14 protein-coding genes are annotated in these 13,273 nt (G+C 40.5%); 10 read left to right on the top strand and 4 right to left on the bottom strand.

Going from position 1 to position 13,273, the window contains the following annotated elements; translation table 11 throughout:
- Nucleotides 1-45: 45 nt before the first annotated feature.
- A complete protein-coding gene (locus tag H6G68_RS15515; RefSeq protein WP_190907448.1) occupies nt 46-1,026 on the bottom strand; it encodes a lysophospholipid acyltransferase family protein in 981 nt (326 codons plus the stop codon).
- Between the two features lie 227 nt (nt 1,027-1,253).
- Between H6G68_RS15515 and H6G68_RS15510 the strand changes: the two genes are divergently transcribed.
- From H6G68_RS15510 to H6G68_RS15500, 3 genes are all read left to right on the top strand, one after another.
- Nucleotides 1,254-2,138, top strand: a complete 885-nt coding sequence (locus H6G68_RS15510) for an alpha/beta hydrolase (protein ID WP_190907447.1) — start codon at nt 1,254-1,256, stop codon at nt 2,136-2,138.
- 235 nt (nt 2,139-2,373) lie between these two features.
- The gene (locus H6G68_RS15505; RefSeq protein WP_190907446.1) at nt 2,374-3,234 is read left to right on the top strand and encodes a Tab2/Atab2 family RNA-binding protein; all 861 of its coding nucleotides are present in this window, start codon (nt 2,374-2,376) and stop codon (nt 3,232-3,234) included.
- A gap of 161 nt (nt 3,235-3,395) precedes the next feature.
- Nucleotides 3,396-4,709, top strand: a complete 1,314-nt coding sequence (locus H6G68_RS15500; protein WP_190907445.1) for a TldD/PmbA family protein — start codon at nt 3,396-3,398, stop codon at nt 4,707-4,709.
- 80 nt (nt 4,710-4,789) lie between these two features.
- On the opposite strand, the gene H6G68_RS27800 is transcribed toward H6G68_RS15500, so the two are convergent.
- Nucleotides 4,790-4,948 (bottom strand): AAA-like domain-containing protein, encoded by a 159-nt coding sequence (locus H6G68_RS27800; protein ID WP_339327867.1) that lies wholly within the window; start codon nt 4,946-4,948, stop codon nt 4,790-4,792.
- Nucleotides 4,949-4,969: 21 nt separating this feature from the next.
- On the opposite strand from H6G68_RS27800, the gene H6G68_RS15490 reads away from it, so the two are divergent.
- Nucleotides 4,970-5,107 carry a hypothetical protein gene (locus H6G68_RS15490; RefSeq protein WP_190907443.1) on the top strand — a complete coding sequence of 46 codons (138 nt, stop codon included), beginning with the start codon at nt 4,970-4,972 and terminating at the stop codon, nt 5,105-5,107.
- 96 nt (nt 5,108-5,203) lie between these two features.
- Here H6G68_RS15490 and H6G68_RS15485 read toward each other — a convergent pair whose 3' ends face one another.
- Complete coding sequence (locus H6G68_RS15485) at nt 5,204-5,356, bottom strand: hypothetical protein (protein WP_190907442.1); 153 nt, start codon at nt 5,354-5,356, stop codon at nt 5,204-5,206.
- 305 nt (nt 5,357-5,661) lie between these two features.
- Here H6G68_RS15485 and H6G68_RS27795 point away from each other — a divergent pair, with 305 nt between their 5' ends.
- The gene (locus tag H6G68_RS27795) at nt 5,662-6,321 is read left to right on the top strand and encodes a WD40 repeat domain-containing protein (RefSeq protein WP_339327868.1); all 660 of its coding nucleotides are present in this window, start codon (nt 5,662-5,664) and stop codon (nt 6,319-6,321) included.
- Between the two features lie 25 nt (nt 6,322-6,346).
- Nucleotides 6,347-8,980 carry a chloride channel protein gene (locus tag H6G68_RS15475; protein ID WP_190907441.1) on the top strand — a complete coding sequence of 878 codons (2,634 nt, stop codon included), beginning with the start codon at nt 6,347-6,349 and terminating at the stop codon, nt 8,978-8,980.
- Between the two features lie 20 nt (nt 8,981-9,000).
- On the opposite strand, the gene H6G68_RS15470 is transcribed toward H6G68_RS15475, so the two are convergent.
- A complete protein-coding gene (locus H6G68_RS15470) occupies nt 9,001-9,207 on the bottom strand; it encodes a hypothetical protein (RefSeq protein WP_190907440.1) in 207 nt (68 codons plus the stop codon).
- 468 nt (nt 9,208-9,675) lie between these two features.
- Here H6G68_RS15470 and H6G68_RS15465 point away from each other — a divergent pair, with 468 nt between their 5' ends.
- From H6G68_RS15465 to H6G68_RS15450, 4 genes are all read left to right on the top strand, one after another.
- Nucleotides 9,676-11,835: a Tex family protein gene (locus H6G68_RS15465; protein ID WP_190907439.1), complete on the top strand. Its 2,160-nt coding sequence runs from the start codon at nt 9,676-9,678 to the stop codon at nt 11,833-11,835.
- Between the two features lie 93 nt (nt 11,836-11,928).
- A complete protein-coding gene (locus tag H6G68_RS15460) occupies nt 11,929-12,255 on the top strand; it encodes a 2Fe-2S iron-sulfur cluster-binding protein (protein WP_190907438.1) in 327 nt (108 codons plus the stop codon).
- A 166-nt stretch (nt 12,256-12,421) separates the two neighbouring features.
- Nucleotides 12,422-12,811 (top strand): phage holin family protein, encoded by a 390-nt coding sequence (locus H6G68_RS15455; protein WP_190907437.1) that lies wholly within the window; start codon nt 12,422-12,424, stop codon nt 12,809-12,811.
- A gap of 91 nt (nt 12,812-12,902) precedes the next feature.
- Nucleotides 12,903-13,094 carry a YqaE/Pmp3 family membrane protein gene (locus H6G68_RS15450; protein ID WP_190907436.1) on the top strand — a complete coding sequence of 64 codons (192 nt, stop codon included), beginning with the start codon at nt 12,903-12,905 and terminating at the stop codon, nt 13,092-13,094.
- Nucleotides 13,095-13,273 lie beyond the last annotated feature (179 nt).

The following is a 13,273-nucleotide window of genomic DNA, read 5'->3' as shown; positions in this document are numbered from 1 at the left end:
TCTTATTTCCTCTCTGTGACTCTGCGCCTCTGCGTGAGAAAAAAATTACAACAACATCCGATTGAGAAAATGCCGTAACAACTTTATCCCCGTTGGTTCTTGATAATCTGTAGGTAACAAAGCCCGTATTGCTTTTTCCAACACTTCCAAAGCTGAATCTATTTCCTGACGCTTTGGTCTGGTAGTTGGGGGAAAATATAAAGGTTCACCCACCCGAATTGTTAACTTTTTTCTCAAAAATAAGTCATGAGTACCAATTAATGCTATCGGTACAATTGGCACGCCAGCCCGCAAAGCATAAATTACAGTCCCGCGTTTAAAGGGATGCAAATGACCCTCAGCAGTTCCCAGTCTTCCCTCAGGAAAAATCATCAACCCATCTCCACGGGCTAAAATTGCAGCAACAATGCGGTCTATGCGGCGGATTGTCTGGATATCTCCACCAGGATTAACGGTATTTTTAATAACTTGAGCAAGTTCTTGTAAATCATCCCGTCCGGCTTTAGCAGCAGCAATAACAGCCTGTTCTTCACCCCAAATTCTTTCTAAAGGAATAACACCACCGGCAAAACCTAAAATCCAGCGTTTCCACCATTTGTTATAGAGAGTGCGAGCATCACCAAGAATATAATAGTGGGGCTGGGTGGGAATTTCTGAGAGTAAAACCAATGGGTCGATGTGGTGAAGATGATTAGCAGCTAAGATTGCTGGTGTGGCCGGGATATTTTCAATGTTTTCAACTTTGACACTGAATAGGGAATGAATGAGCGATCGCACTACCCAACGTCTGATATTAGCATTAACTCGCGGTTCCGAATGTTCCTGAGTAATAGCAGATAACTGAAGGAGAGTTGTTTCTATAGTATGGCGAATAGTGCGATCGCTTGCCGCAGCTACACCTTCCCACACCCGCTGGATAGTTGCGTCAGTCAAAGGTAGTAAAGTTTCTGATTCTGGCTGATGATTTAATATCAAATCTGCATCAGCTGAGGTTTGAGGAGAAGATTTGCTAGAAGAACTATCCATAATACTTAATTTATCCCCAAAAGTTGCCAACAACCTCAAATGTAAAACTGGTTATTAAAAGTCTAAAACTCTATCATGTATCATTTCCTCCACCAAAATTTCGGTAAATAAGTCCCAAAAACGCAAATTATCTGTAATTCCTCCCACCGTTAGAAGCAATTTTCCTTACAATGTACCTTGATAGATAGGCTAATAGCTTGCTGAGAAAGAACGTAAAAAATTAACCTATGATTTACCACAGCGTCGGCACGTTTAAAGGTGTTGGGGGACTTGATCTGTATTACCAAAACTGGAATCCAGAGGGTAAGGTAAGGGCGATATTAGTACTAGTACATGGACTAGGAGGACACAGCGGTCTGTATAAAAATATCGTTGAGCATTTGTTACCTAAGCAATATGCTGTTTATGGCTTAGATTTGCGTGGTCATGGATGCTCACCCGGTCAAAGAGGTTACATCAATACCTGGGCTGAGTTTCGTGATGATGTTCGAGCCTTCTTAGAGATGATACAGAAGCAGCAACCAGGATGCCCAATTTTCCTTTTTGGTCATAGCATGGGTGGAATGATTGTCTTAGACTACACTCTGCACTATCCACAGGACTCATCTGCATTGCAAGGTGTGATTGCATTCGCACCAAGTATTGGAGAGGTAGGAGTATCACCTATACGCGTGCTTTTAGGAAAAATGCTCTCGCGGGTGTGGCCGCGTTTTTCCTTAAATACCGGACTAGACACAACTGCTGGTTCACGGAATGAGGAGATTTTGACCAGCTACACTCAAGATCAGTTACGCCATACCCGTGCCACAGCCCGGTTTTCTACAGAGTTTTTTAATACACTAGCTTGGATTCATGCTCATGCGGCAGAATGGCAAGTACCGCTGTTAATTTTGCATGGTGGTGCGGACAGAGTAGCGTTACCTGGGGGAAGTGAACTGTTCTACCAGCGAGTGACTTACCCAGATAAGCAACGTATTGAGTATCCGGGAGCCTATCATGATTTACACTGTGACATCAATTATCATCAAGTGCTGACTGATTTGGAGACTTGGATGCATCAGCATTTACCCGTTGAAGTGGGACAATTAGAGCCAGTGATGAGTAATGAGTGATGGGTAAAAATTAGTGGTCAGTTGTTTGATGCGACTGGCTATTAATCAATTTGGGAACATAGCCTACAGATGTGCCTGAGCGATCGCATTGTTGTATTTAATGGATATGATTCAGCGCCATCGCTGCAATTTTACTAATTTGACACTTCAACAGGCGCTGTTTACAGACTTCAGCAGTGAACTGGTAGAGTGGAAATATAAGAAAATATAAAGTCGCCAGATTTCACCGCAAAACATGGGCAGTATTTGGGAACTCGATTTTTACTCCCGTCCGATTTTGGACGAAAATCAGAAAAAAGTTTGGGAAGTTTTAGTTTGTGAAAGTCCTTCAGATATTCGCACGAAAACTGATTCTTTGTTTCGCTACGCTAAATATTGCCCCAGTACTCAGGTAAATTCGGGTTGGTTGCGGACAGCGTTACAGGAAGCTATTGAGAAAGCAGGGGAAGCACCGATTAAAATTCGCTTTTTCCGCCGCCAAATGAATAACATGATTACTAAAGCCTGTCAGGATGTGGGGATTCCTGCTTTATCTAGTCGTCGCACTTTGGTTCTTAACCAGTGGTTACAACAGCGGAGTGAGGAAGTTTATCCCCAGGAACCAGGGTATCAAGGGGGAACTAATGCTTCGGTGCGTTTAGATAGACCTTTACCTCAGCGCTTACCAGATGCTTTGGAAGGTAAACAGTGGGCATTTGTGACTTTAGAAGCTGGGGATTTGGCAGAAATGCCAGAGTGGGAAATTGGCTTTGGTGAATCTTTCCCTCTAGAGTTGGCGCAATTGTCGCCTGAAGCTCGCATTCCTGGTATTTTGATTTTCTCACCTAGAGCTTTACCTTTGGCTGGTTGGATGTCTGGTTTAGAGATGGCTTATTTGCACTTTGACACCAAGCAAGGGGACAGATTAATTTTAGAAACCGGCGCAACAGAAAGCTGGATTGTAGCTAATATCAGAACTCCTCAACTCCTAGCTGAGGCTAAAGGCTTTGCACAAGCAAAGGAAAAAGCCAATGGGGTACATTTTATTGGTGTGCAGTCTGATCCTCAATCTCAGACTTTTGCGGGATTTTGGCTGTTACAAGAGGTAAATTTGTAAGCAGAGGGAATGAGGGAATAGGGAATATTTTGGATCTTTCTTCTGCCCCATGCCCCATGCCCAATTCCCACGAAATTTACAACTGTTAAGACACGCTGATGGGATAATGGACTGCGTATATCTGGGATTTACAATCCAATATCCACAATTCATCAAGGGAAATGGGTTCTGCAAATTTGTCACAAGATACACTAGCCGAACATCTGCTAGAACTGTCCTTAAAATCTGGCGCTGAAGCTGCGGAAGTGTATCAATCGCGATCGCTTTCTCGTCCAGTTTTATTTGAGGCTAATCGCCTTAAACAACTAGAAACCAGTCAATCTGAAGGTACAGCACTACGGCTGTGGCTGAATGGTTGTCCGGGACTGATGGTGGCTTATGGTTCTGTCGATCCGCAAGTGATGGTAGAGCGAGCGCTGGCTCTAAGTCAACTCAACCAACCAGAACTAGTAGAATTAGTCAGTAATTCTCATACCTCTTACCCTGATTTAGGGGAATCAGTGCCAGTTGAGATGCTGATAGACTGGGGCAAAGAAGCGATCGCGCTGATTCGTAATGTCTATCCTGATGTTCTCTGTAGCACTGACTGGGAATGTGATGTTGAAAATACCAGGTTAATCAACAGCAAAGGTTTAGATTGTCACTATACTGACACTACCCTCAGCTGCTATATGTCAGCAGAATGGGTTAGGGGTGATGACTTTTTGAGTATTTCCGATGGACAAACCCAGCGCGGACAACTCAGCCCAGAAAAACTAGCTCACCAAATTTTACAGCGATTAGATTGGGCGCAAGAAAATGTTTCTACCCCAATAGGTCGTGTTCCCGTTTTGTTCACTTCCAAAGCTGCGGATATGCTTTGGGGAACTGTCCAAGCTGCTTTAAATGGGAAGCGGATATTAGAAAAGTCTTCCCCTTGGGGAGAAAGGTTAGGTACACCAGTGGTTGCACCTATTCTGACTCTTTACCAAGACCCAGAAGCTGGGCCTTACAGCTGTCCTTTTGATGATGAAGGCCATGCTACAAAGTCGTTAGTGTTTATCGAAAACGGAATTTTACGGAATTTTTATAGCGATCGCACTACTGGACGACAATTAAATATTGGCAGTACTGGTAATGGTTTTCGTCCTGGGTTGGGTAGCTATCCCACTCCCGGTTTATTTAACTTTCTCATTCAACCCGGTTCCCCATCCTTACAAGATTTAATTTACGATCTCGGAGATGGCTTAATTGTCGATCAAATATTAGGAGAAAGCGGCAGCATTTCTGGTGATTTTTCTATCAATATTGATTTAGGATATAGGGTAAAAAATGGGCAAATAATTGGCAGAGTTAAAGATACAATGGTCGCCGGTAACGTCTACACAGCCCTCAAACAATTAGTTCAATTAGGTGGTGATGCTGATTGGAATGGTGCTTGTTATACGCCTTCTCTAATCGTAGAAGGACTTTCCATCAATGGCAAAAATAATTAATAGGGAATAGGGAATGGGGAATGGGGAATGGGGAATGGGGAAATCCTGACTCCTGACTCCTTGATCTCTTGCTTTATAACTCAATTCAAGCGATCGCTAAAATACATCTGATATAATTCACATCTGATTTTTACATAATTACCTTCCTGTTTAATTAATCCCATCCCCTCCAATCTTTTCAGGGGAATAGTTTTTTGCTCTACCCTAACAAGCTCTTGATTAATAATATGTTTACTCACATCTTGCACCTGGAAATAGAGATGTCAAAACCACAACTACGTGCGAGAGGAATTAATCGCTCAATTTCAAGTAAAATAAGAGACACAACTATTTTGGGAAAAAGTGATTCCAGCGCAGTTTGTGCAGCTTTCCCCCAATCAGGTGGTAATGGTAACTGAGGGGAGCAAATAACTCCAGTGAGCTAGAAGATAAGCAATTAAAGAAAGAATGAGCCAGCGATACATTCCCAGGATTGTACTTTGACCAAAACGGTGTCAACCGAAACGGTGCTTTGCAGTTTTAAACCATCCTTCTATTTGCCACCGTCGTTTACCCCACCATTTAATAGTGCTGGCTTTGAGAGGTCTGGTGGATAGAACAAAGCGTTTTTCTAGAGAGCCGTCACGGTTGAGATAATACCAAGCCACCTTTTTCTCATATTTTGAGCTTAATAACCGCAAAACCCTACATTTTTCCCTTATTCTATATTTAACGAACCGACAAGTCAGGACACAATATTTGCGCTGTCTTCATCCAGGAATGAAGTCCCTGAATCTAGTTTTTTTGGCTTTTTACGTAAACTTACTTATATGCTGTTATATATAGAACAATCAGTATCATTAAATTACTTCATTATTCACTGTCATATTTTTGTATTTATTATTTTTTTTCTACGGGTTTATTCGGTAGGTGCAAGATGTGAGTTAATCCCAATAATGAAAGTAATACGGGAATTAGTATAGCGATCGCAGTTGAAGAAGTACAACCTTTTTTATTAGATAGTAATAATAGTTATATTAAACAATATAGATTAGATGGTACGTTAATAAAAACTTTGATGACTAATATTATTGATCCTCAAAGTGAAATAACCAGTATCAGTTTTAGTTCAGATGCTAAAACTTTAGTTTCTGGTAGTAGTGATGGGACAATTAAACTTTGGCAAAATGATGGTAAAATCATCAAGACTTTACCTAGACAAAACAGCCAAGTAACAAGTGTTAGTTTTAGTCCAGATAGTCAAATCTTTGCTTCTAGCAGCAGAGATGGCAAAGTCAAAATTAGGAAAAGCGACGGGAAAAGCACGACTTTATCTGGACATAACAGTGAAGTAACAAGTGTTAGTTTTAATTTTGATGGTAGAATGCTGGCATCTAGCAGCAGAGACGGCAAAATTAATCTCTGGAAAAACGATGGTACACTAATCTTGACTTTCAATGTTGATGATGAAGTAACAGCTATCAGTTTCAGTCCAGATAGTCAAACCCTTGTGACTGGAACTAACAAAGGTAGTTTGATTTTATGGAATTTGAATCCAAATAATTTACTTACACAAAGCCATAACTGGTTAAAAGATTACTTAAAAAATCATCCTCAATCTTTATATAATTAAAACTTCAAATTTAAATTTTAAATTTATGATTTCGCTACCAATGCTGACTCAACGCTTTCGCCATTTTTGGCAGCCTAGAAGAGGTTTAGCGATATCTTCTATGGGCTACGCCAACGCCGAAGCTTGTATTATTGGTCTTGTCGCAGCTTTATCGGCGGTATTACTGAAAGTGGGTTCAGGATGGTTAGGAACATGGCGAGTTCATAGTACCCACGTTTTACCAGCTTGGCTGACTTTACCTTTAATTGGGATGAGTTTTGGGTTTTTGGCTGGTTGGTTGGTGCAAAGGTTAGCACCAGAAGCAGCGGGTAGTGGTATTCCCCAAGTCAAAGCCAGTCTCGCCAATATCCCAATTAAGTTATCCTGGCGGGTGGCATTTGTGAAGCTACTCAGCGCGATTATTGCTTTGGGTTCGGGAATTACCTTGGGAAGACAAGGCCCCACAGTCCACGTCGGTGCAGGGTTAGCAGCGGGAATGAGTCGTTGGGTTCCTACTTCCCCAGAACACCGACGACAAATGATTGCGGCGGGTGCTGGTGCGGGTTTATCAGCTGCTTTCAATGCACCTTTAGCGGGGGTGTTGTTTATTATTGAAGAGTTACTACAAGATTTATCAGGACTGACTTTAGGAACTGCGATTATCGCCTCTTTTATTGGTGGGGTAGTTTCCCGGTGGTTAGGTGGTGGGAGTCTACAACTGAATCTGCAATTAATGAATTATTCTAGCAGTTTCTCTGTGCTAGAAATTCCGATTTTCTTGCTATTGGGTGTTTTAGTGGGGTTGCTGGCGGGGTTATTTAATCGGGGACTGATTTTTAGTATTAAAGCTTACCGTCGATTGCACATTAGCTTACCGCTACGGGTGGCTTTAGCTGGCTTGGTTTCTGGTGTGATTGTGGCTTTACTTCCGGAATCTTATCGAGATAATGCTGGTTTACGGGAGTATTTGATTACAAGTGATGCTAATGCTCCTTTTGCAGCCATTACTTTTATCGCTCAGTTTATCTTAACTTTAATTGCTTTTGGTTCTGGCGCACCTGGGGGTTTATTTGCACCGAGTCTAATTTTGGGTTCTTGTTTAGGACACATTGTTGGGGTGTGTGAGTTTCAACTTTGGGGGTTAGGTTCTCCGACTACCTATGCTTTAGCGGGAATGGGAGGATTTTTTAGCGCTGTTTCCAAAGTCCCCATTACGGCGATTGTGATTGTGTTTGAAATGACGACAGATTTCAATCTGGTGTTACCGTTAATGATTGTCTGTGTGACATCCTATCTAGTGGCTGATAACGTAGTACCTGGTTCGCTGTATGACAAACTTTTACAATTAAATGGCATCAACATTCAAAAAGATGCACCCAGAGTAGGAATATTAACTCAGTTAACAGCCCAAGATGTGATGCAGCAACGGGTGGAAACTCTGGATATAGAGATGGCTTTTGATGAAGTTATTCAAGCATTTTCCCGTTCTCACCATCGTGGTTTTCCGGTGGTGGAAAACTGTAAATTAGTAGGAATTGTTACGCAAACAGATTTACAGAAAATACCGAAGAGTCGGGATACTCCTTTAAGGGAAATGATGACACCCCAACCGGTCACAGTCACTCCCAAGCAAACACTGGGTGATGTTTTGTATTTATTAGATCGTTATCAAATCAGTCGTTTACCAGTGGTGGAAGGGCAAAAACTGATTGGAATTATTACCCGTGCAGACATTATTCGGGCGGAAGCAGATCATATTAATTGTGAAAATGGAGTTAGTGGACCACAACCAGAACCTTCTTATGTAGTTTACCAGACGCGATCGCCTAATATTGGCAGAGGCAGATTATTAGTCACTCTCGCTAACCCAGACACAGCAGAGACTCTGTTACAAATGGCAGCCACTATTGCCCGCGATCGCTATTATGAAATAGAGTGTTTACAAATCATCCTCATCTCCCGTCATAGTTCCCCAGCCGAAACACAAGTTAAGACTACAAAAAGTCGCCGTTTACTCAGACAAGCGGAAGTTTTAGGGAAAAAATGGCAAATTCCCATCCATACGCAAATTCGAGTCGCCCATGATGTCGCCCAAGCCATTTTAGAGACAGTTAAGGAACGACACATTGATTTGATTTTTATGGGTTGGAAAGGTAACACTTCTACCCCTGGGCGGATTTTTGGCACGGTTGTAGACAGTATAATTCGTCAAGCTACCTGTGATGTTATCTTGGTCAAGTTAGGTAATATTTCTGACTCTTCCCACTTCAACCGCTGGCTAGTACCAATGGCTGGAGGCCCCAATTCCAAGTCAGCTATTAAACTATTACCTGCTTTAGTAACATTAGGTCATGATACTGAAATTCGTCTCATGCAGGTATTTAAACCTTCAGATAAACCCTCAGAATTGCAGCCTGATCTGACAGTTTTAGAAGCATCTACTCGTCAACTCATGCGTCACCGCAATTTACACAGTACAGTTACCGCTACATCAGTACAAGCAGATGCTGTTGCCGAAGAGGTAATTAATGTTGTCAAAACGGAAGGTTATGATGTTGTGGTTTTAGGTGCTTCTCGTGAGGGCTTATTACAACAAGCAATTCAAGGTAATATTCCCGAAACTATCGCTTCTGGTGTCGAAAGTACAGTCATTTTGGTAAGAGGGGCAATTAATTCCTAATATTTTCACAGCTGATTGTTTTAATTTGTCCGCAAAAGTTTATCACTACCAATGAGGATAATTATCAACAATAGGAATTGAATCTGCCAAGGTGCTAAAACTAAACTCAAAATGAAACTAATAGCGGTAAATACACGCGCTATGTATGCAATTTCATCCGTACTTTTTTGACAACAATAGCCAGTTATTAAAGCAGTAAATAGTGGAATCAGAAAAAATAAAGGCATTTTACTAAATCCTGAACTAACAGACTATAGGTTGAACAGCGGCGAAGTCAACCCATATTTGAGAACAACTATTTATCATACACGTAAGTAAGTTGCTTTTACAATATTTTTTTAAAGTTATGATGTGAAGAATCTCAGATATTGTAACTATCTGGTAGATTAGCTTAACAATCGTAGTGCTAGTACAGCAGGAGTCAGGAGTCAGGAGACGCTTCGCAGACCTTCGGTTCAGGAGTCAGAAGTAAAACAGGCGAATGTGTATAGGTTTCAATCTAGATTCTGTACCTCATTGATCTGCAATCTGCTGTAAGTAGATGGTATTATTTAAACATAAGACTTTTACCTAAACTTCTCCTTTTCTGTAGTAGGAAAAAGGTTGGGCGTTACGTATATCTTAAGTTTAATTACGCCATTTTGCTTAAAACACCTAACATATTACCAAAGTAGCATTTTCAACGTAAACACCCAATGCTGAACATTCCTCAACTACTAGCAACTGAACTCCAACTTCAACCTCATCAGGTGCAAAACGCGCTGGAACTTTTGGCCGAAGGTGCGACAATTCCCTTTATTGCACGTTATCGCAAAGAACGCACCAATGAGATGAATGAGGTGCAATTGCGGGATTTATCTGATAGGTATACATACTTAACAGAATTAGAAGAAAGAAAGAAAGTGATTTTGAATGCGATCGCAGAACAAGGTAAACTCAGCGATGAATTAAAAGCCAAAATTACCTCCTGCTTACAAAAAACAGAACTTGAGGATTTATACCTACCATATAAACCCAAACGTCGCACCCGCGCCACTATCGCTAGAGAGAAAGGACTCGAACCCCTAGCAGCTTTTATTAAATCATTAAATGTCAAAAATGGTGTCACAGTTTCCCTAGAAGCAGAAGCAGAGAAATATATTTCTGAAGAAAAAGGCGTAAAAACCGCAGAAGAAGCTTTAAAAGGTGCATCAGACATTTTAGCGGAAGAAGTAGCAGAAAAAGCAGAATTACGCGCCTATTTACGGGTTTATCTTTTAGAATCTGGTTTGTTTATTTCCCGCATCAAAGATGAACATCCAGAAGGTACAACCAAATTTGAAATGTACCGCAACTATCAAATCAAAGTTAAAAATATAGCCCCTCATAATATGCTGGCCTTGTGTCGGGGAGAAACCGAGAAAATATTAAACTTTGAAATTGCTTTTGATGAAGATTTCGTACTTAATTATTTAGAATTACAAGAAATTAAAACCAAAGTTCGCGCAGTTCGGGATTTTTATCAAGCAATGTTGAAAGATGCATTTAACCGATTGATGAAAAATTCTCTGATTGGGGAAGTAATTTCTGAGAAAAAAACCTACTCTGATATTGAATCTATCAAAACCTTTGAAGCGAATTTACGGGAATTGCTGTTATCAGCACCAGCAGGAATGAAACCAACTTTAGCCATAGATCCAGGTTTTAGAACAGGGTGTAAAGTAGCAGTACTAGAACAAACAGGCAAATTTTTAGAATATCAAGCAGTGTTTCCCCACCAAGCTGTCGAACAACGCAAAAAAGCCGCACAAACCATCAAGAACTTAATTGAAAAATACCAAATTGAATTAATTGCTATTGGAAACGGAACAGCTTCCCGTGAAACCGACGAATTTGTAGTAGAAGTATTAGCAAACTGCGAACGCAAACCCGTTAAAGTCATGGTAAATGAATCAGGTGCATCTATATATTCTGCCAGCAAAGTCGCACTAGAAGAGTTTCCTGATTTAGATATTACCGTACGCGGTGCAATTAGCATCGGCAGAAGATTACAAGATCCCTTAGCCGAATTAGTAAAAATCGATCCCAAATCCATAGGAGTCGGACAATATCAACATGATGTTGACCAAAAATTGCTGAAAAAGAAATTAGATGAAACCGTAGAAAGCTGCGTTAACTATGTAGGCGTAGATTTAAACACCGCTTCCAAAGAACTTCTCACCTTTGTTTCCGGAATTACCCCCACAGTAGCTAACAATATTATCGCCTATCGCAACCAAAATGGAGCCTTTAAAAATCGCCGCCAACTATTAAAAGTAGCCAAATTGGGACCAAAAGCCTTTGAACAAGCAGCAGGCTTCTTAAGAATTCGCGGTAGTGAAAACCCCTTAGACAATACAGCAGTACATCCAGAAAGTTACTCACTTGTAGAATCCATAGCCAAAGATTTACAACTACCATTAAATCAAGTCACAGAAATTGCCGAAAAACTCAAAAAAACCAACATCAAAAAATACGTCACCGACACAATTGGAGAACCAACACTGCGCGACATCCTCAGCGAACTAGAAAAACCAGGAAGAGATCCCCGTGCAGAATTTAAGTATGCCACATTCAAAGATGGAATCAAAGAAATTAAAGATTTACAAATAGGAATGGAACTAGAAGGAATAATTACCAACGTCGCTAACTTCGGTGCATTTGTTGATATCGGCGTACACCAAGATGGACTAGTACATATTTCCCAACTTGCAGATAGATTCGTAGATGATCCTCAAAAAATAGTCAAAGTCGGACAAGTTGTCAAAGTCCAGGTTTTAGAAATTAACGAAAAATTAAAACGTATAGGTTTATCAATGAAAGCAGTCAAACAATAGAATCAAACCTCACACAAAGGCGCAAATCAACTCTCTCTACGCCTCTGGGTGAAAAAAAACATATCTTTACCTAACAATAAATCCCAAATTGATATGAATATTTACCAAATCAGATTAATCAACGAAAAACTAGGATTAGATTGCACAATTCAAGTACCAGATGATCAATATATAATCGACATAGCAGAAGAGACAGGTATCCGCATACCATCTGGTTGTAAACAAGGAGAATGTTCAGCTTGTGTAGCTAAACTTATTAGCGGTGAAATTGATCAAAGTGAACAAAAATTTCTCCGTCCCCATGAAATCCAAGCTGGTTATGTCATTACCTGCGTAAGTTATCCCTTATCTGATTGCGTATTAGAAACACATCAAGAACAACATTTATATAAAACCTCCCTCTACCATAAACCTGAATAACTAAAAAACCCTCCGCGTTCCTCCGCGTTAACCTCCGCGTTCCTCTGCGTTTAAAAAATCCTCCTTCCGACATAACCCAATTCAGCCTAAAACTAGAGGTTAAAACCTAAATTTTACTAGAAGATAGGAACAGTATATGTGTTGCTGTTACTTAAAGGTAAAAACAATGTGGGGAACATTTTTAACTATACTCGCTACAGCCTTAAGCCTGCTAATTGTTGATTTAATTGTTCCAGGCGTTAATCTTGCCAATTTTCCTTCAGCTTTAATTGCAGGTTTAGCTATCGGTTTGATTAACGGTTCAGTCAAACCAATCATTTCCACACTATCTTTACCATTGACATTCTTAACATTAGGTGGATTTTCCCTAATAGTCAACGGAATCTGCTTTTGGTTAGCATCAATTTTAGTTCCTGGCTTTAGTGTTCACGGAATTATTGCTTTTATTCTCGGGCCAGTAGTCCTATCTTTGGCTAACACCTTCATCAGTAAATACTTTGCTGAAAGAAATCCTGAATTACAAAGTACTCCTACTAACCCCAGAATATCCTCTTAATTCACATCTTTCACTCCAAAACCCTGCCTACGCGGGTTAAAAACTCCTGACATTTGCTGTCAATGCAAAGTTCAAAAATTCGCAAAACACCATGAAAATAATTCGTTTGCTGCTTGGTTTTTTCTTACCTCCATTAGGAGTTTTTCTCACCGTTGGAGTTGGTTCAACTTTGTTCCTTAACATCTTGCTTACCCTTCTGGGTTGGCTTCCTGGTAGTATTCATGCAATTTGGGTAATTGCCAAACATGATGAAACCCAGAATAGAGAGGAAGGTATTTACTAATTTAGGTAATTGGTAATTAGTCTTATTAATTGTTGACTACAATACCTTGTCCAAATTGGAAAAAGCCTTGATTTGTAGCGACTGTCTTGATTGTCAAGCGATCGCTCTTGTTGACGCAACAGGGGAACGCTGTGCTAGATTGGGCGGTGGTAGGTACGGGCATGAAGATTTTGGATTGG

It is taken from the genome of Anabaena catenula FACHB-362, assembly GCF_014698735.1.
Taxonomy (GTDB): Bacteria; Cyanobacteriota; Cyanobacteriia; order Cyanobacteriales; family Nostocaceae; genus Anabaena; species Anabaena variabilis_A.
The sequence above is the reverse complement of the archived record's forward strand: the minus strand, read 5'-3'. Positions and strand labels throughout refer to the sequence as shown.

What these genes read in the sequence shown, in the direction of transcription:
- H6G68_RS15515 (WP_190907448.1), bottom strand. Translation starts at nt 1,026, where the DNA reads ATGGATAGTTCTTCTAGCAAATCTTCTCCTCAAACCTCAGCTGATGCA.
- H6G68_RS15510 (WP_190907447.1), top strand. Translation starts at nt 1,254, where the DNA reads ATGATTTACCACAGCGTCGGCACGTTTAAAGGTGTTGGGGGACTTGAT.
- H6G68_RS15505 (WP_190907446.1), top strand. Translation starts at nt 2,374, where the DNA reads ATGGGCAGTATTTGGGAACTCGATTTTTACTCCCGTCCGATTTTGGAC.
- H6G68_RS15500 (WP_190907445.1), top strand. Translation starts at nt 3,396, where the DNA reads ATGGGTTCTGCAAATTTGTCACAAGATACACTAGCCGAACATCTGCTA.
- H6G68_RS15490 (WP_190907443.1), top strand. Translation starts at nt 4,970, where the DNA reads ATGTCAAAACCACAACTACGTGCGAGAGGAATTAATCGCTCAATTTCA.
- H6G68_RS15475 (WP_190907441.1), top strand. Translation starts at nt 6,347, where the DNA reads ATGATTTCGCTACCAATGCTGACTCAACGCTTTCGCCATTTTTGGCAG.
- H6G68_RS15470 (WP_190907440.1), bottom strand. Translation starts at nt 9,207, where the DNA reads ATGCCTTTATTTTTTCTGATTCCACTATTTACTGCTTTAATAACTGGC.
- H6G68_RS15465 (WP_190907439.1), top strand. Translation starts at nt 9,676, where the DNA reads ATGCTGAACATTCCTCAACTACTAGCAACTGAACTCCAACTTCAACCT.
- H6G68_RS15460 (WP_190907438.1), top strand. Translation starts at nt 11,929, where the DNA reads ATGAATATTTACCAAATCAGATTAATCAACGAAAAACTAGGATTAGAT.
- H6G68_RS15455 (WP_190907437.1), top strand. Translation starts at nt 12,422, where the DNA reads ATGTGGGGAACATTTTTAACTATACTCGCTACAGCCTTAAGCCTGCTA.
- H6G68_RS15450 (WP_190907436.1), top strand. Translation starts at nt 12,903, where the DNA reads ATGAAAATAATTCGTTTGCTGCTTGGTTTTTTCTTACCTCCATTAGGA.